Source organism: Flexivirga oryzae, from assembly GCF_014190805.1.
GTDB lineage: Bacteria > Actinomycetota > Actinomycetes > Actinomycetales > Dermatophilaceae > Flexivirga > Flexivirga oryzae.
The window spans coordinates 738362-756011 of sequence record NZ_JACHVQ010000002.1; the positions used below are offsets into that span (position 1 = coordinate 738362).

21 protein-coding genes are annotated in these 17650 nt (G+C 64.8%); 2 read left to right on the plus strand and 19 right to left on the minus strand.

Annotation, left to right across the window (positions count from 1 at the left end; genetic code table 11):
• Positions 1-38 precede the first annotated feature (38 nt).
• Complete coding sequence (locus tag FHU39_RS16495) at positions 39-2081, minus strand: NAD(+) synthase (protein ID WP_183321653.1); 2043 nt, start codon at positions 2079-2081, stop codon at positions 39-41.
• 239 nt (positions 2082-2320) lie between these two features.
• On the opposite strand from FHU39_RS16495, the gene FHU39_RS16500 reads away from it, so the two are divergent.
• Entirely contained in the window at positions 2321-3541 is a 1221-nt protein-coding gene (locus FHU39_RS16500; protein ID WP_281379748.1) for an MFS transporter, read from the plus strand.
• 9 nt (positions 3542-3550) lie between these two features.
• Positions 3551-4372: an alpha/beta fold hydrolase gene (locus tag FHU39_RS16505; protein WP_221185567.1), complete on the plus strand. Its 822-nt coding sequence runs from the start codon at positions 3551-3553 to the stop codon at positions 4370-4372.
• A 3-nt stretch (positions 4373-4375) separates the two neighbouring features.
• Here the strand turns inward: FHU39_RS16505 and FHU39_RS16510 are convergent, their stop codons facing one another.
• The 18 genes from FHU39_RS16510 to FHU39_RS16595 form a co-directional block, all read right to left on the minus strand.
• A complete protein-coding gene (locus tag FHU39_RS16510; RefSeq protein WP_183321655.1) occupies positions 4376-5569 on the minus strand; it encodes a helix-turn-helix domain-containing protein in 1194 nt (397 codons plus the stop codon).
• Positions 5570-5574: 5 nt separating this feature from the next.
• The gene (locus tag FHU39_RS16515) at positions 5575-5814 is read right to left on the minus strand and encodes a hypothetical protein (protein ID WP_183321656.1); all 240 of its coding nucleotides are present in this window, start codon (positions 5812-5814) and stop codon (positions 5575-5577) included.
• 115 nt (positions 5815-5929) lie between these two features.
• Positions 5930-6514 (minus strand): 4'-phosphopantetheinyl transferase family protein, encoded by a 585-nt coding sequence (locus FHU39_RS16520; RefSeq protein ID WP_183321657.1) that lies wholly within the window; start codon positions 6512-6514, stop codon positions 5930-5932.
• 22 nt (positions 6515-6536) lie between these two features.
• Positions 6537-7250 carry a thioesterase II family protein gene (locus FHU39_RS16525; RefSeq protein ID WP_183321658.1) on the minus strand — a complete coding sequence of 238 codons (714 nt, stop codon included), beginning with the start codon at positions 7248-7250 and terminating at the stop codon, positions 6537-6539.
• Positions 7247-7663 carry a 4'-phosphopantetheinyl transferase superfamily protein gene (locus FHU39_RS16530; protein ID WP_183321659.1) on the minus strand — a complete coding sequence of 139 codons (417 nt, stop codon included), beginning with the start codon at positions 7661-7663 and terminating at the stop codon, positions 7247-7249. Before FHU39_RS16530 ends, FHU39_RS16525 begins: the two co-directional genes overlap by 4 nt.
• Complete coding sequence (locus tag FHU39_RS16535) at positions 7660-8256, minus strand: GNAT family N-acetyltransferase (protein WP_183321660.1); 597 nt, start codon at positions 8254-8256, stop codon at positions 7660-7662. Before FHU39_RS16535 ends, FHU39_RS16530 begins: the two co-directional genes overlap by 4 nt.
• Complete coding sequence (locus FHU39_RS16540; protein WP_183321661.1) at positions 8253-8699, minus strand: hypothetical protein; 447 nt, start codon at positions 8697-8699, stop codon at positions 8253-8255. Before FHU39_RS16540 ends, FHU39_RS16535 begins: the two co-directional genes overlap by 4 nt.
• Positions 8686-9000 carry a GNAT family N-acetyltransferase gene (locus tag FHU39_RS16545; protein ID WP_183321662.1) on the minus strand — a complete coding sequence of 105 codons (315 nt, stop codon included), beginning with the start codon at positions 8998-9000 and terminating at the stop codon, positions 8686-8688. Before FHU39_RS16545 ends, FHU39_RS16540 begins: the two co-directional genes overlap by 14 nt.
• Before the next feature lie 146 nt (positions 9001-9146).
• Positions 9147-9635 carry a hypothetical protein gene (locus FHU39_RS16550; RefSeq protein WP_183321663.1) on the minus strand — a complete coding sequence of 163 codons (489 nt, stop codon included), beginning with the start codon at positions 9633-9635 and terminating at the stop codon, positions 9147-9149.
• The gene (locus FHU39_RS16555; RefSeq protein ID WP_221185568.1) at positions 9632-10894 is read right to left on the minus strand and encodes an MATE family efflux transporter; all 1263 of its coding nucleotides are present in this window, start codon (positions 10892-10894) and stop codon (positions 9632-9634) included. Before FHU39_RS16555 ends, FHU39_RS16550 begins: the two co-directional genes overlap by 4 nt.
• Positions 10895-10982: 88 nt before the next feature.
• Complete coding sequence (locus tag FHU39_RS16560; RefSeq protein WP_183321665.1) at positions 10983-12080, minus strand: acyl-CoA dehydrogenase family protein; 1098 nt, start codon at positions 12078-12080, stop codon at positions 10983-10985.
• Between the two features lies 1 nt (position 12081).
• Entirely contained in the window at positions 12082-12672 is a 591-nt protein-coding gene (locus tag FHU39_RS16565; protein WP_183321666.1) for a hypothetical protein, read from the minus strand.
• A 17-nt stretch (positions 12673-12689) separates the two neighbouring features.
• The gene (locus FHU39_RS16570; RefSeq protein ID WP_183321667.1) at positions 12690-13391 is read right to left on the minus strand and encodes a hypothetical protein; all 702 of its coding nucleotides are present in this window, start codon (positions 13389-13391) and stop codon (positions 12690-12692) included.
• 124 nt (positions 13392-13515) lie between these two features.
• Positions 13516-13791, minus strand: a complete 276-nt coding sequence (locus tag FHU39_RS16575; RefSeq protein WP_183321668.1) for an acyl carrier protein — start codon at positions 13789-13791, stop codon at positions 13516-13518.
• Complete coding sequence (locus tag FHU39_RS16580; RefSeq protein WP_183321669.1) at positions 13781-15049, minus strand: type III PLP-dependent enzyme domain-containing protein; 1269 nt, start codon at positions 15047-15049, stop codon at positions 13781-13783. The genes FHU39_RS16575 and FHU39_RS16580 overlap by 11 nt, the downstream gene beginning before the upstream one ends.
• Positions 15046-16371: a preATP grasp domain-containing protein gene (locus tag FHU39_RS16585; RefSeq protein ID WP_183321670.1), complete on the minus strand. Its 1326-nt coding sequence runs from the start codon at positions 16369-16371 to the stop codon at positions 15046-15048. The genes FHU39_RS16580 and FHU39_RS16585 overlap by 4 nt, the downstream gene beginning before the upstream one ends.
• On the minus strand, positions 16358-17305 hold the full coding sequence (locus FHU39_RS25035) for a 3-oxoacyl-[acyl-carrier-protein] synthase III C-terminal domain-containing protein (protein ID WP_183321671.1): 948 nt from the start codon (positions 17303-17305) through the stop codon (positions 16358-16360). The genes FHU39_RS16585 and FHU39_RS25035 overlap by 14 nt, the downstream gene beginning before the upstream one ends.
• An 82-nt stretch (positions 17306-17387) precedes the next feature.
• Entirely contained in the window at positions 17388-17528 is a 141-nt protein-coding gene (locus FHU39_RS16595) for a hypothetical protein (RefSeq protein WP_183321672.1), read from the minus strand.
• Positions 17529-17650 lie beyond the last annotated feature (122 nt).

The following is a 17650-nucleotide window of genomic DNA, read 5'->3' on the forward strand; positions in this document are numbered from 1 at the left end:
CGTGGCATACGCCGCGATCGGCATACTGCAGCGCCTGATCAGTCCGCCGGGACGTTGGCCTCCAGCTCCCGCAGCCACGCCGCAGCATTGCCGTCGCTCGGGGCGCGCCAGTCGCCGCGCGGTGAGAGCGCACCCCCGGCGACGACCTTGGGGCCGTTCGGCAGCGCCGACCGCTTGAACTGGCTGAACCCGAAGAACCGCTTGATGAACAGCTCCAGCCAGGACCGGATCTCCGCGAGGGTGTATGCCGTCCGGCGGTCGTCCGGAAAACCTTCCGGCCACTCCCCTGCCGCGGCGTCGTGCCACGCGTGCCACGACATGAACGCGATGCGGCTGGGCCGGAAACCGAAGCGCAGCACGTGGAAGAGATTGAAGTCCTGCAGCGCGTAGGGACCGATGGCGTCCTCGGTCGACTGCGGCTTCTCGTCCGCGCCCGCCGGCACCAGCTCCGGGCTGATCTCGGCATCCAGGATCGTCTGCAGCGTCCGGGCCGCAGCCTCGTCGAAGTGCCCGGCACCGATGACCCACCGGATCAGGTGCTGGATCATCGTTTTCGGGATGCCGGCGTTGACGTTGTAGTGCGACATCTGGTCGCCCACGCCGTACGTGCACCAGCCGAGCGCGAGCTCCGACAGGTCGCCGGTGCCGAGCACGATGCCGTTCTCGTTGTTGGCGATCCGGAAGAGGTAGTCGTAGCGCAGCCCGGCCTGGACGTTCTCGAAGGTCACGTCGTAGACAGGTTCGCCGTCGCCGGCGGGATGCCCGAGGTCGCGCAGCATCTGGGTCGCCGCGGGGCGGATGTCCAACTCCTGGAAGGAGACCCCCATCGCGCCCGCCAGGTCGGTGGCCGCCGTCCTGCTCGCGCTGCCGGTCGCGAAACCCGGCATGGTGTAGGCGAGTATGTCGGTGCGCGGCCGACCCAGTTCGTCCATCGCCCGCGCCGCGACGAGCAGCGCGTGCGTCGAGTCGAGACCCCCGGAGACCCCGATGACGATCTTCGGCCCGCCGATGGCCCGCAACCGCTGCTTCAGGGCCGTGACCTGGATCGTGTAGGCCTCGTAGCAGTCCTGCGCCAGGTGTGCCGGGTCGTCCGGGACGAAGGGGAAGCGCTGCAGCTTCCGCAACAGGCCGATGTCCTCACGCGGCGGGTTCAGCCGGAAGCCGACCGTCCGGAAATCGCTGGCAGCTTTGAAGGTCCGCGCATTGTCCGCGATCGACCCGTCGCGCAGCCGCTCCTGCCGGAGACGGTCCAGGTCGATGTCGGCGGTGGTGCGTGTCGCCTCCTGCGGGAAGCGCTCGCCCTGGTCGAGCAGGGTGCCGCACTCGTGGATCATCGTCATACCGTCCCAGGACAGGTCGGTGGTGGATTCGCCGGACCCGGAGGCGGCATACACGTACGCCGCGAGGCACCGGGCGCTCTGCGCGGCGGCCAGCGCGCGGCGGTCGGCGGCGCGCCCGACGGTGATCGGGCTGCCGGAGATGTTGACCAGCAGGTTCGCGCCCGCCAGGGCGGCGACCGAGGACGGCGGGATCGGCACCCACATGTCCTCGCACACCTCGACGTGCAGGCGCAGCGACGGCAGGTCCTCGGCGGCAAAGATCAGGTCCGGCCCGAACGGCACGGTCGCGTCGCCGATGGTGATCGACTCCCCGCGCTGGTCGTCGCCCGGCGCGAAGTAGCGCTTGTCGTAGAACTCCCGGTAGTTGGGCAGGTAGCTCTTCGGCGCGACCCCGAGCACGCGGCCGCGGTGGATCACCACCGCGCAGTTGTAGAGGCGCAGCCCCTTGCGCAGCGGCGCACCGACGACGACGACGGGCAGCAGGTCGGTCGTGGCCGCCGCGATCTCGCCGATGGCGGCCTGCACCTCGTCGAGCACCGCGTCCTGCAGCACCAGGTCGTCGATCGCGTAGCCGGTCAGGCTCATCTCGGGGAACACCGCCACGCAGGCCGAGTCCGCGTCGCACGCCCGCACCTGCTCCAGGATCGTCGCGGCGTTGGCAGCCGGGTCGGCGATCGCGGTCGGGACGGTGCACGCAGCAACACGCGCGAAGCCCTGGTCGTATGCCGAGAAGAAGTTCATGGCTGCAGTCTGTCAGGCCGGGCGTGATGGGACCTCGACAAGCTCGGCCGCCTCCGAGCGCCCCAGCCGAGCGCCGCCCTGAGTAGCCCGCGAGGTACGAGCGGGCATATCGAAGGGTAAGTGGAGGAGCGAAGCGGGGGAACGCATCGAGGTCCCGACCCATCGGTGGCCGAGTAAGTGGAGGAGCGAAGCGGGGGAACGCATCGAGGTCCGCTCCCCCACCGCTTCCCGCCACTGCCATGCTGAGCACCATGCGGATCCCCGGTTGGCTGCGCGTCGCCTTCGCGATGTTCGTCGTCGGGTGGGGCGCCAACCAGTTCACCCCGCTACTGCTGGTCTACCGCTCAACCGACCACTACTCGCAGACGCTGGTCACCTCGATGTTCGCGGCGTACGTGCTCGGGCTGGTGCCGGCGCTGCTGCTGTCCGCCGAACTCGCCGGACGCCACGGGCACCGTTCGGTCCTGCGGCCGATCATGGTCCTCACCGCGATCTCCTCACTGCTGCTGGCGGTCGGCGCACATTCGGCGGCACCGCTCTTCGTCGGCCGGGTCCTGTACGGCGTGTGCACCGGCGCCGCCATGGCACCCGGCACCACCTGGGTGAAGGAACTGTCCACCGACGCACCCGTCGGCACCGGTGCCCGCCGCGCCACGATCGCGCTGTCCGCGGGGTTCGGCGGCGGCGCGTTCCTCGTCGGATTCATGGCGCAGTGGCTCCCAGAACCCAAAGTGCTGCCGTATGTCGTGCACATCGCGCTCACCGTCATCGCCGGGATACTGGTCTGGAACGCGCCGACCATCGACGCCGGTGTCCACCCAAGCGGTGGCCGAGTAGCGGAGGAGCGAAGCGGGGGAGCGTATCGAGGTCCCGCGCGCCCTCACCACGCCCTCAGCCGGCACTTCTGGACGCGCATCGCACCGATGGCGGCCTGGGTCTTCGCTTGTCCGAGTATCAGCATGGTCATCCTGCCGCCGCTCATCAAGGCCCAGATCAGTGGATTCGCAGTGGCATTCACCGGCATCGTCTGCGGTCTCACCCTCGGCACCGGCGTGCTCGTGCAGCAGCCGGCGCGACGGCTGGAGGCACGCCGACCAGGTGGCGTCACGGTGCTGGGCATGCTGGGAACCCTCGCCGGTGTGCTGCTCACCGTGCTGACCGCGGGCGAGCACTCGGTGCTCCTCGTCGTCGTTGCCGCGGTCGTGCTCGGCGCCGGCTACGGTATGACGCTCGTCGGTGGCCTCACCGCGGTCGAACGCTCCACACCGGCAAGCGAACTCGCGATGACCAATGCCGTGTTCTACTCGCTCACGTATGCCGGATTCACCGTGCCGACCATCGTGTCAGTGCTGGTCGAGCACTGGCCCGAGCGGTCCGTGCTGGTCGGACTCGCCGCACCGGCCGCACTCAGCCTCGTGGCAGCGTTGCGCGCACAGCGCGCCGCCGCACCCGCGAGCTAAGGTCGACACATGCACGAGGAGACGCTGGCCGACCCGGAAGGCGTGCTCGTCATACCCGAGAACCATTGCGGGACAGGTATCCTCACCATCGGCGGGTCCAGCGGGCGGGTCGATGCCGACCGCGCACGATTGCTCGCGGCACACGGCGCCCTTGCATTGTCGATCCGCTGGTTCGGCGGGCCCGGACAGCCCGACACACCGCGGCTGGTGCCGCTCGAGACCTTCACACACGCACTCGACCGACTCGCCGTCGACTGTGACCGGCTGATCATCTCGGGGCTGTCGTTCGGGGCGGAAGCTGCGTTGCTCGTCGCTGCCCACGACGAGCGGGTCGACGGTTGCATCGGATTCGCACCCAGCCCGTACGCCTGGAGCTACATCGACCCGGACGACAGCCAGGTCTCACACTGGACGCTGCACGGCGCAGCGGTACCCGCCGTCCCGTTCGACCTGAGCTGGGAGCCGGACACCGATCCACCGGCCTTCGTCGGTAGCTACCGGCAGAGCGTGGCCACCGCCCGCGCGGAAACGCTTGCGAACGCTGCCATCCCGGTCGAACGGATCGGTGAGCTGCTCCTCGTCGCAGGCGGCGACGACCAGGTGTGGCCGTCCGTCGACTTCGCGGAGCAGATAGTCGCCACCCGCCAACGCCACGGCCTGGCAACGGATCTCGTCACGCTGCCCGCGGCAGGGCACCGCACGATGCTACCCGGCGAGACTCCGGTGGTCGCCGGGCAGGCGATGGCCCGAGGCGGCACCGACGAGAGCAACCGAGAGCACGGCCGGCTCGCCTGGCCGCACGTCAGACACATGCTGCGACTTCGGGAGTAGCGATCAGCTCGCCACCGCGACTGTCCGCACGCTCACTGTGGAACGGTCAGGCACCGCGGCGGCCTGCAGCATCAGTCGACTGACGTGGTAGCGCGCAGTCGTTGACTGACGAACATGGACAAGTCCCGAGCGGATGAGTCGCAGTAAGACGATCACGGCTTGCTCACGCAGCATGCCGCACATGACTATGGAGTCGACGACCTGCTCGAAGGTCATCCAAGGAAGCGCATGACGGGCGACGGTCCGCGCAGTCGCCAGGTCTTCCTCTGAAACGGCCGCGGCCTGCTCACACAGCCGATCCAAGGTCGTTCTCTGCGAACCCGGGAGGTAGGCATACAACAATTGGACCAGGTTTGGGGTGGTGAGCATCTCAGCGATTGGTAGCGTCAGGCTGATCTCGGCGAGGCGCAGGACGAACCACGGCCGGTCGTCGACCAGGTCGCAGAGTTTGCGGATATCGCTCGAGTCGGGCAGTGACCCCCCGACCTGCCGTGCCTGACGACGGTACAGCTCGACCGACGGCACCACGGCATCACGGCCATCGCCACAGAGCGTGCCGACCTCGATGGTCGGCCCCCAGGTGCGTTCTGCGTCACATGAGGTCGCGACAACGTAGATCGGCAGTTTGGGTGGTACTCCGTCGAGCATCGTCGTGACATGTTGTCCTGGCCGGATCCTCTCCGGAGCATCGGGTATCACCACGACGATTCCTTCGCACGAACCGCAAAAGTAATTGTTATGAACCATCGGGGTGACCGCGCCGCTCGAGCCCGAGTGCGATCGCGGCTCGATCACTGCGAGATTGCCGAATTGCTCAGCTAGCCGCTGCGCCACGGCCGAAGCGAGCGCCCGCTTGCCAACAACGGCGGGGCCGAGCAACGTGATGACTTTCTCGTCGTGGAGTTTCGCCACCGCACGCTCGATCAGCTGATCGCGGCCGAGGAGACGAGGCCTCTCGTCCGCCGATTGCGCCGGCGCCTCCAGCAGTTCGGAACGTTCAAGCCCGAGGTGGGTCGCGAGCAACGTGAGAGTGGAGCTGCGGGGCGCTTCGATAAGGTCCCGCTCCAGATTGCGAATCGTTCGCACGCTGAGTCCTGTGGCTTCGGCAAGTTGCTCCTGGGTCCAACCCTGGCGATGCCGAGCTGCCTCGACGAGCGTCGCGATCCTTGTCGTATTGCGTAGCTGGCTACTGGACACTTTCGTCACTCTCCCCATGCGTCGTCGTCGGGCCACCCCACGAGCGAGTCTCCGGTCGCGTTCGCAGGACGAACCACATCACCGTCGTCGGGCCAGCCAACTGGCGCGGCCGAAACAACTGACGGGTGGCTGAGTGCCATTGATGTGTTGTCGTGCGCAGCACCAACCACGCCATGGAACGCTGCACCCGCCAGCGTGATCGACAAAGCACCTTTGGCAATGACGCGAAGCGTACGGATCATCATGTGGCCCTCCTGAGGTTCGTGTGAACTCGATGCAGATCATTTGAGCGGACCCGGGAACGGCATGGAAGATCCTCGGCTGGCATGCGTCGGCCATGACAGAAACCGGCAAAGCCGCTCAATGCACAGCTCGGGTCAACCACATCCGTGTACGCCGTGGCGCGGCTACCGACAGCACCCAATCAGCGGTCAGCAGCGTTCCGTGGAACAGGCTGGGCTCAGCGGTGGGCCGCAAGGCCGACGATCCGCACACCCGGTTGGGCGTCCCGAAGTTTCGTGCAGCCAGCGCTCCCCCCTGCAGGCCGATACCACGGAGTTTCCCAATCGATTCCTTCATCGTCCACAACTGGAGGAATGCCACGTTCTGGTCTGGCTGTGAGCGCAGCCATGCGGTGTCGTCGAGATGAAAGAACCGTTGGGCGAGGCGTGCCGGATCGATGACCCGGCGGTCGCGGGGCTCGACGTCGATCCCGATCGGATCGTCGAGGTCCGCTGCAACAGCGACCCAGCCGGCCGAATGCGCGATGCTGACATGGATCGGCGGACCGTGGGGGATCTCGGCGGTCGCAGGGCGCCGGAGTGTGTGTCTGACGCGGACCTCATCCGGATTGCGTGCCGTGCATTCGGCAACGACCCGACGCAGCAGGTCGTCGGCTGTTGGTCGCTCTTCTCGCCCCTCGCAGCGAGCGATCGCGCAGCGCATGTTCGATCCGAACCGTGCCCTGTCAGGCGGCTGCGCCGGCGATCGCGTCGGTCGGCAGGCATCGGTCGAGCACGTCAAGCAACGCGGGTGCGTCTTGATGGAACAGATGGGAACCGATGACCGTGCTGGATCGGAACGTCTCCGTGCTGTAGCTCTCCCACTGGGTGATCAGCGACGGCGTACACCACGGGTCGTCACTGCCCGCTATAGCAGCCACGGGCGTGTCTAGCGGGTTGCGGTCGACGAACTCTCGCCAGCTCCGCACGAAGCGGAGACCCGCACGCAACCTCGGCAGCAGCACCCGCCGGAGGGTGCTGCTCCGCAGCGTCAGCGGTGCGCCGTTGGCCTTCTCCAGAAACGCGAACAACCGCTCCTCCGATGCAGCATCGTCGATGCGAGGAGCAGTGATGTGTGGCGGCAGGCACGCTCCGAGAGCAAGGAAGCAGGGCCCGCGCCCCTGGTATTCGAGGCGTCGAGTGAGCGCGTGCGCAACTGCCGCGCCCATGCTGTGCCCGTACAGTGCATACGGCTGACTCGTGTGTGAGCTTCGCAGAATCTGACGCTCGAGTGCTCCGACGACGCGGTCGACGTAGACCCTGTCCTCAGGCTCGGCCATGTGCTGCTGCAGTGGGATCGGCACCGGAATGACGGCGAACCGGGACTCTGTCATCGACAAACGCCGATAGGTGAGTGCGCTGCCGCCAGCGTGGTGGAAGCACAGCAATGGCAGTGTCATGACGCCAACGGGTCAGAAGAGACTTCGGCGGCTGCACCCTCCGCGACTGCCACGGCGACTGCAACGACGACCGACGGCTGATGGGAGATGGAGAGCTGGATCTCGGTGATACCGAGTTCATCCTGTCGACGGCGAGCTCCGCCGTGAAGGACGATGGCTGGTTCTCCGAACCAGCCGGTTGCAATCTCGATGTCCCGCCAGGTGAGCCCCTGGCCGTACCCCCGGCCGAGCAGTTTGCCCACGGCCTCCTTTCCGCACAATCGCCCACTGCACCACTCGACGGCGCGGTCGGACGCCATCGACCTCACCCGCTCCGCTTCGGCCCGGTGCAGGATCCACTTGTGGCTCTTCGGAGTCCGGAAGATCCGATCGGACCGGCTCCTTTCGAGGACATCGATCCCTACCCGCATCATGACGCCACCTCGACTTTGGTCCGCAACCGGTCCTTGAGCTGACTCCAGCGTTGCTCGGCACACTCGAATGCATCCAAGAACTGCTTCCGGTCCTCGGTCCAGTAGAACGCGTCGCGGTCCTGACCGGCAGTGTTGTCGTCGTTCCTGCTCACGAGAGTTGCATAGCGGTTCAGCTGGCTTCGGCGCACGAACATGCTGTTGTGGCCGAGCACCTGATGGGTCACGGCGGCCATTCCGAGTTCGTTCCAGACGTACCAGGAGGCGGCCGTGTGCACGAGCAGCCCGTACGCACCGCGGTATTCAGGGAGAATCGCGAACGACAGCTCGCAGTGGGCTGCAACGACGTCCAATGAGGTGATCCAACAGAACCCGACCACTACGCCATCACCTTTCGTCACGGTGTATACGCGCTTGGTCCACTGACCGTCGGTGATGGTGTGCTCTTCCCGCGCTCGAATCGCGTCGGCGGATGACCGGGAGCCCCATCCGTTCAGGTTCGCTTCGAACGCTGCGTCTCGCAGTAGTCGGGCGCGGATGGGGATGTCCGTGGAACGATAGTGACGCACTACGAGTTTAATGGAGCGGGGGTTCACGATGCCTCCTCTGGAATGCGGACGTAGACCGTGACATCGTGCTGCACACCATCCCGCAGGTGATGCGCGCGCATTGTTCCACAGCGCTGGAATCCACTGCGAACAAACGCATCCGGTGATTCATCCGCATCGAGAAACGTGATGAAGTTGCGGTAGCCATACCGCTGTTCGGCAAGCTCCAGGAACGCCGGCAGATGTGCTCCTGCCGCCTCGCTCATCGACACCTGGGCGTAGTCCGACAACTGCTGAGCCGGTGCGACGCCCAGCAGTTGTCCTGCGCACGAGTACACGGAGGCACGTGCCTGAGTCAGTCGCCGACTCATCCATGACGCGTTCTGGACGATCGGGTCCAGTCCAAGGAACCCGCGATACGCAGCCGGATCGTCCTGGAGAAGCTCGCAGGCCTCGTCGACATCCGAGCGGCGCAGTTCATCGTTCGTCATGGTCGCCTCCGCGCGCCCAGATCTCTCGGTCGTGGAATCCGCCGCCCATCCAGTGGCCGTGCGGGACGCGTGCCTCGCAGACGAAGCCGTTGTCGGCGAGGCCGGAGTACCCGTGCGGCCCGTCGGGTGTCACCCAACCCCAGATCTTGGTGAGATTCAGGTCGCGGAAGGTATACCGGACGATCTCGTCCACGGCCTGCTGAGGATCACTGGCCGGACCGAGAGCAATCTCGATCCTGCCCGTGCGCGCAGCCCAATCGATGTCGTGGACCGCTGCCACGGTGTCCGGCCCGAGAACCACTGGTCGACAGGTTTCGGGTTCGCAACCGCATGCGGTCAGATCGGTCAGATCGGTCAGGGCCGGCCAGGGCAACGGGCGCGAGATAAGTTCCCCGGGGATCCAAGGGCCCCTGAACCGCGTCCGGTTCCCGTGACGAAGTGCGGTGATCATGGCGTCTCCTCTGGGGTGGAGTACTGGACGATGTCACGGCGTTGCCCATTCACGAAGCGTGCTGCGCGCATGAATCCCTCGTTGACGAGCCCAAGAATTGCGCACCCCCCGGCGGCCGCCGGACTGGCGTCGTCGACCAGAACGCTCACCTTGCGTACTGGGCACGTGAACCGTAGGGAGTTCGCTACGAGGTTGAAGGCCGCCGCCCATTGTTCAGGCGTGCAGGTTTCCGACACGTCGAGGTGGACTCGGTGGTGCTGCGCCGCGCGGGAGCCGATCGGCTCGGTTCCTGCGACCGCGACCGCGGATCCACAGCGCAGGACGGATCGCCCCTGCAACAGGTCCCACAACTCCGGCTCACGCATCGTGCGGGGCGACCGTCCGTCGAGTGTCGGCAGGTGTTGGTCGACGAGATCGAGGACACGCGGATCCGCGGGCTCGAGGTGCTCAACGGTCCACGCGGTGCCGGCGGTGACGTCACTCATCGCGGGTCTCTGCTCTCGATGATGTGTCGCACGTATCGGGGTGCGACCAACCCCGCGAGACCTCCCGCAATCGTCATCATCGCGTACAGCCCCACGACGCTGCCGGTGAAGTGTGTCAGGAGCCAGCCGATGACGATGACCTCGACGAAGTACAGAAGGTTCAGCACGACCGCGATGTGCCCAAATCCGGTTTCCTCGAGGATCGTCATGGTGCCGAGCGCCAGACCAGTGAGGCCCAGCGAGGGACCAACGATGTGAAGGAAGAGATACATCTGGTCCGCGGATCGATGATCGCCGATCATCACCTCGGCCAGGCTGTGCGCCCCGACGATGAGCAGAACTGTCAAGAAGGCGTAGTAGGCGACCAGCAATTGAACTCCCCGCCGGTACAACTGCTGTGCCTCCTGTCCTCGCAGATCGCCGGTCTGGTTCATCAGGATCGCCAAACCGGATGCAAAGCCCGCGGCGGGCACGATGACGAGGGTTTGAATCGTCATACCGGCGGAGAATCCTTCGACAGTTGCCCGACCGTGCCCTGAGACGATGTGCAGCAGGAGCGAGTTCTCGATGAAGAGCAGGATGAACGATGCTGCGACCGGCAGCCCGATCCGGACGATGTAGCCCGTTACGGCGCTGTCCCATCGAGCGACGGTCCCTAGCGTGCACAGTTCGCGGTGCACGAGCAGGCCAGCGCCGATCGTGATCTCGATGGCACCACCGAGCACATAACCGCAGGGGACGGCGAAAAGGCCGGCACCGGCGCCGAGTCCCACGAGGGCAACGAACGCCACGTTCACGCACGCGCCCGATACGGACATCAGGGTCCCGGCGGTGGTGGCACCGCTTCCGCGCACCATCGCTGCACACAACTCCCCGATCGCATTGATCGTGACCGCCACGACCATCAGGATCAGGAAATGGCGAAGCTCAGGGACGTAGCTCGCCGGCATGTTGTTCGCCCACGCGAGTGGCCTGACCAGACCTGCACACAACAGCCCGACCACAAGACCACAGACGATCACGATGCGTGCGCTGCTGCCGAGCCACGCACCTCGCTCAACGGCACCCGCGTCCCGAACCGTCCGGGCGGTCCGCACCTGGAGAGGCACGGCTGCACCAACCGTCACCGCGTTCAATACGAATGAGAGCGGCGCATAGATCGAGCGGATATAGAGCGCCGATCCACCCATCTGCCCGATCAGTGCCGTCAGCACGACGGTGGTCGCAAGCCCTATGCCCGAGCTCAGCGAGACAGGCAAGCAAACCCGCACGATCCTGCGTGTCCGGCTTGACTGCTGCGGCCCGTGGCCCGCAACAGTCGAACGCTGAGCTCCGCGGCCGGGCGCGTCATGCACAGCGCTGAGCGAACTCTTGGGCGATGTGGATGCGTTGGACATTCGATACCCCTTCCATAAACTCGAACCCGTATGCGTCACGCCACCACTTCTCCAGCAGCGGGTGCTCCAACAGGCTTGATGGTCCGAGGGATTCGATGGCCCACTCGGATAGATCGCGGCAAAGTTCGACTGCGTGGAGCTTTGCCAATGAAGCAAGGTGCGATACCGCGGGATCCTGATCAGCCTGCTCGGCGCCGCGCAACATCAATGCGTAACCGGCGTCGATGCGCGCTCGGTGAAATGCCACGTCCAGTGCTGGTTTCGCCGCTGCCACGAGGTCGACGATGGCGGCCGAGGTCCCGATCGCGAGCGCAGCGACTTGCGTTCGCATGATGTTGAAGGCTTGTACTGCACCCCATACACCGCGGCGTGTGACCGGGAGATGCTGGCCCAGCACGGCATGGGATGGGACAAAGACGTCGGAGAAGGTCAACTGGGCGATCTGTGCGCCCCTCAGACCAACCGTGTCGATCGGTGTTCGTTGGACTCCGGACGCGGCCGGATCGAGCAGGATGGCGCGGATTGTCAGCGGCGACAAACCGGTTCGGGCGAAGACGACGCCGATCTTCCCACGAGCGCCGTTGCCGATATAGCGCTTCTCGCCATTGAGAAGGTAGCCACCGTCCGTCGCGGTCAGCCGCGCCTCCATGCCCATGGCGTCGCTGCCGTGACGTGGTTCGGTGATTCCGCAGAAGCTGTGCGCTGCGGGATCGCTGAGAGCGGCGTAGAACGTGTCGCGCTGCTGCGGAGCGCCGAGCAGGTCGACGACCACCCCGGCCAGAGACGGACCTGGCGCTGCCAGAACCCCGCCCGCGTCGCCATACGCGAGGGCTGTCACGAGAATGCTGTGACCAACGCAGCCCTGTAGCTTCGCCTCGTCATTGCCAGGCGCGGGGAGCGACGCGTGCCTAAGCAGTTGCATACCGACCGAGTCGGCGTATCCGCTGGTATCACCAGGGTCCCGATCGATGGGGAGTGCCATCGCACGCAGGTCGTCAGCACCACGCGTCGTATCGGCGCTCTCGCCGAAGGTGTGCCGAGCGGGCATGTCAGGCCGCCATCTTTCGGGTGTCGCCCGCATCGGATCGGACGATCCAGGACTCGGCGACGAAACGCAGCTGCATCAACTGGTGAGGGAGGTGGCCACGCTGATATCCCGAGGCCCCGAACAGGGTCATGGCGTTTCGCTCATGCCTGGCCAGCATGTCGGACAGCTCCCGCAACACCGTGTCACTGTCCACGCTGGTCAGGATCTGCCGGGAGGTGGCGACGGCTTGCACGATATCGGCGACGGTGCCCTCCACCAGCTGCATCCTTCCGATCGGCTGACCGCCGAAAGTGCGATCGCGAAGCCACAGGACCGCTGCGGCCGTAAGTCCTTCGAGCATGGTCAGGCGTGCTGAGAGCACGGAACGAAGCAGCCCGCGACGGACCGTGGGAGACCGCTCACCGGCGGGAACGGACACCCAGCACAGGCCCGAGTCCAGGACACCGTGTGTCGTGCGAAACCAGGCGTGCTCCTGCACCAACTGCGTCGGGAGGATCACCGTGTGACCACCGAAGGCTGCGATGAGGTCGACGTCACGGAGTAGCTGACTGAGCACTTCGACCGTGCCGTGTCCGGTATTGCTGAGAGACATCGTGTACTTTCCGATCGCTAGATCTGCGCGTCCAGGGTGGCCGCGTAGATGCGCTGGGCGTGCGGGTCGTAATCCGCCAATAGATGCGTGCCGCTCTCGGGCCACTTCGACTCGACCGCCCGCCAGAGGCTGGTGCACATTCCTGCAGGGCCGACGAACAGGTCGCGCCCTGGAGCAAGCTGTTCGGGATCATCGGCGTACCCGGCGAGCGTGGCACCGACATAGACACCACTGATGCGCGGATCAGCGGCGATCATGTCGTTGAGCTGGCGGACCGGGTCCGAGGTCGACGCGACACGGAATCCCTCGAACACCGGGCCGGAGTCCGTGCCGAAACGGACAACTGCGGCGCCGTCGACCTTCGGCGGGTGCGGCGCGCCCGGGACGTGGTAAGGCGTGATCTGGTCAACGGCGAACAGCAGTCCGTCGGTGTGGTTACCCGATGACGCGAAGCCGCGCGCGATTTCGAGCGCCGTCAACCCTGCGCCACCGGCCTGATCGGACACGCCATACATCTCCGGGCGCTGGTCCTCGCCGCAGAGGGCATCAACCAGGTAGCAACCCACCACATCGGTGAGCATCAGATCCGGCGTCGAGTACGCAACGGCAATCACTGCGGGCGCCGGCATGTCCTTGAGGAGGTCACGGGCGCATTGCCGTGCCATACGGACGTAGCTGTGCCCGGGCCAAAGATCTTCGATGGGAAGGTCGGCCGGCAACTGGTACTCATCCAGCAGTTCCGCGGTTGACTGCACATCGGGGTCGTCGTACCGCTCGTGCCACGAGTGACGACACTCGACGGACTCCACTCGCTGGAGGTGAAGTTGACGCGTCCCGTTCATGTCAACTGGCCGCCGGAAAGACCGCGGAGGAACTGTGCGCCGCCGCGTAATCGGTGAGGCTGCCAAAGGTTTCGAAGACCTCCGGCTCGAGCTCGTCGGGATCGATGTCCAGGCCGAGACTGTCCTCCAGCACCATCAGGAGTTCGATGACGCTCGTGGAGTCCAGTTGCAGCTCCTCGAACAGCATGGTGCTTGCGTCGACAGCGCCCAGATCGTCCTTCTCCAGGACCACGCAGAGTGCTCGACGGACATGTTCGGCGACGGATTCATGCGACATGGCGTTCCTCTTTCTTGGTTGTGCTGGTGAACAGAATTTGGCCGGACAGAATGTCTTCGACCGTTTCGCGGCGACGAATCAGGACGGCTTCACCATCGACGAGCAGGACCTCCGCGGGAAACCCGTGGCTCAGGAACCGCCCGGGTGACGCCGTGGGACCATATGCGCCGGATGCATCGACGACGACGCAGGCACCCACCTCGATGCCGCTGAGGCTCACTTTGCTGCCGATCGTGTCGTTCGGCGTGCAAAGTGGACCGGTCAGTGTCCAGTTGTCCACGGCGCCCGCCGCACAGGACCGCAGCGGGAAGTTTCGCTTCACGAACGATCCGATACCGACAGCCGCCATGTGATGGTTGGTCCCGCCGTCGCATATCGCGAACCGGCGTCCCTTCGATGACTTGGTGGAAACGACTCTCGTCACGTAGTGGCCGCTCTCAGCGACGAGGAATCTGCCGGCTTCCAGGATCAGTCGGGTTTGCGAATGCCTGCCCCGAAACCCGCGGAGCAATTGACGCATCGGCTCGTGTATGGCGAACAGATCGATCGACTGCTCACCTTCGAAATACGGCACACCGAGCCCACCGCCGACGTCCACGGCATCCAGGTCGAATCCGAACTGTACGGCGAGTTCCTCGGCCATTCGCAGGATGTACCGCGTGTGCTGCAAGACGACATCGGCGTCGAGAATCCTGGTCCCGAGATAGGCCTGAACACCCATCACCCGCACACCCTTGTACTCCGGCAACGCCGACAGTTCACGCAGTTGCGACTCGTCGATCCCGAATTGGCGAGGCTTGCCGGCCATCGACAAACGTGAACCACTGGTGGACAACTCCGGGTTGACCCGCAGCATCACGTCCTGAACACATCCCATGGACTTGGCGAGCGCATCAAGCCTCGCGAGCTCGTCGAACGATTCGACGACAACCGCGTAGACACCGGTCGTGACACAGGCACGCAACTCTCGGTCCGTCTTGCCGGGACCCAGGAAGATGATGTCCTGCGGCTGGTGCCCTGCCAGCTCGGCGGTGCGCAGTTCCGCCAACGAGCACACCTCGGCCCGCACGCCGTTCTGGCGCAGAGCCGCGACGATGCTCGCGTTCGGATTGGACTTCAGCGAGAAGAAGACTTCGAGTTCGCCGTCGCCGAGGTCTCGGAGATCGGCCGCTCGTTGCGTGAGAACGTCGCTTTCATAAACAAAGACCGGTGTGCCGAAGGTATCCGCAATACCCGACAATGTCTGCGCAGAAATCATGCTGCACTCCATTCACTCAGTGCTTTCTCCGAACGGTCCTGAATGCTTGCGACCTCTTGTTCGCTGCTCCCGGTGATGACGCCGTATAGCCGGCCCTTACCCGATTTCCCCGAGACGACCGCAGCATTGACGGTCGCGAAATTGGTCACCAGGATCCCGTGACCATCGAGCCCCTCCGCCAGCGTGTCGGACAGCGCGTCACGTAAAGCGGAGAAACGCACCGGCTGATCGACCAGGATTCCGAACTGCACCGCCCGGCCGACTCGGCCCGACGACTCACCGAAGAGGTTGTTCTGATAGGTCGACATGTTGAAACGGGCATTGATCTCGAGACAGGGGAAGACCGTTCCCGTCGAGGAGACGAGTGCGTCGATCCCAGCGATCCCGAAATAGCCGTCCGCGAAGAGGCGGCGACCAATCGCCATTCCTGCGAGGAGAAGTTCGGATCGCTGACGCTCGGACAGTTGTGCCGGGAAACGGTGCCCTCGATGAACGCCATCCACAACGACGGCTTCCTTGATCGCCTGGATGCTGATCTCGCCGTGCCGGGAGATCAGGACCTGATAGTTGATGTCAATGGCATCTGGAATCCATGACTCGACCACGAATTCAAGGGCGCCGGCCTTCTTGGCGAGCATCCGCAGGAGTGACGCTGCCTGCCGCTCACTCCGGATAACTACTTGGCCGCGGCCAGACACCCCGAGCGGTTCCTTGACCGTGCAGGTGCCACCGTCCGGACGGTGGTGGGCAATCAGTTCACCCAGTTCGCCGATGGACTGCGCGACACCCCCTGGCACAACCGGCAGCGAAAGCTCCTCGCACAGCCTTCGGCTGTACACCTTCGAATTGACGGCTCGGCATATGTTGGCCGGAGGGCCGGACAACGGCAATCCGGACAGCTCAGACAGCGTCATCTCGACTTCCGATGTGCCCAGCGGACACAGGTACGTGTTCCCATCGTTCAGCTGCCGCAAGGCGCTCAACAGCCTCGGTGATGCCACGGCGTCCTGGGTCACGGTCGCCTCCGGGTGATTCGCGTCGACGACTAGCGTCCGGGGGAGCCGGACACCGACACTCTGGAGATACCGGCGGTACTCCTCGTCGACTTCCGATTTCAGGACGACCACGTCGTGGGTGTCCGCCAGCAGGAGACCCAGCTCTTCCATCCGGTTCACAGTGGAAGCGGCGAAGCTCACCGCCGCGCCCGGTAGCTGAGGCGAGCCGACCGCCCACAGGCGCTCCACCTCGAAATTGCCGAGGAACACGAATCGTGCATCTGGGTCTCCGACAAGAGCTTCCTTCAATTCGCTAACAAACGACATCGCACGAACCCACTTTCACTACGCTGGCGACAAAGGTCGCTCCAAGTCCTGCACTCGTCAGCACGACGTATTCCCCGGGCCGAACGGAACCATCACGCTTCGCGTCGTGCAGATTGATGAAAGGATCCGCTCCGAAGCAATGGCCGAACCTCGGAATGTTCTTCGTGTACACCACGGTGGCATCGACAGCACTGTGGCGCATGACTGATCGCCATGAATAGGTGTTGACATTGTGCGGGAGAATTTTCGAGATGCATTCGGGATGTAGTCCCGCTTCACGAACCGCTTCATCGATCGTCGCACCTAGAACTTCCGGATATAGCGCGTCGTATTCTGCCTGAAGTTGAGCGGAGACTTCGTTCGCCTCGAAGAATCTGCCGACAATCCGGTGAGTGACACTGAGGACTTCGTCTCCCCCCTGTTGCTTGCTCACCAGGCACGACGCAGTGGCCTCCCCCATGACTGTTGTTCCTCGGATGATCCGGGCGCGGTCCGGGAAGGCTCGCTCGCCAGCAAGGATCACCGCCTGCGCCCCGTCCGGCTGCGCATTCAGCAGGACTTCAGCGATCCTGAGGCAGTACAGCGGCGTGGAGCAGTTTTGCTGCGAGACGGCCAGAGCGACGGCGTTGTCCAGGTCGAGCCGGCGACGCACACGATCGAGAATGGCGCGGTTGGGCGGCGCCATGTGCGGCACGGTATGCCCGTAGATGAGATATGCGACCTGGCTCGTATCGGCATCTTCCAGCGCGCGGAGGGCAGGTTCGACCAGCATGTCTTCCAACTCTCGCTCGGAGATCACCAGGTTTCGCTGCCCGAGAAACCACGTGTGCATCCGGACCTCTTTGCCCGTCATCCCGAGGTGCTCGGCCATGTCCATGATGGGCATGCTCCGTTCTGGGATCTCTACGCCGATGCGGTCGATGCTGAGATTCACGTTGCCCCTCCTTTCTCCGAGAAATCTGTTGTCGGTGGTTCCCGTGGACGTGTGCAGGTACGCACACGTCCACGGGAAGAACTCAGTCCGCCTTGGAGTCGGCCTTCGAGAACGCCGGAGCGTCCGCCTTGGAGTCGGCCTTCGAGGCGAGCGAACCGTCGGCCTTGGAGTCAGCCTTGGAAAACGCCGGACCGTCGGCCTTCGAGTCAGCCTTCGAGAACATGTCTGTCATCCTTTCTGTTGATTCCTTCTTATTGAGTCACCTAGCCCTTTGTTTGGCTATTGCTTGGCGACTACACCTATATTGAATCCCGGCACGTTCCCTTCGACCAGGAATTTCACCGG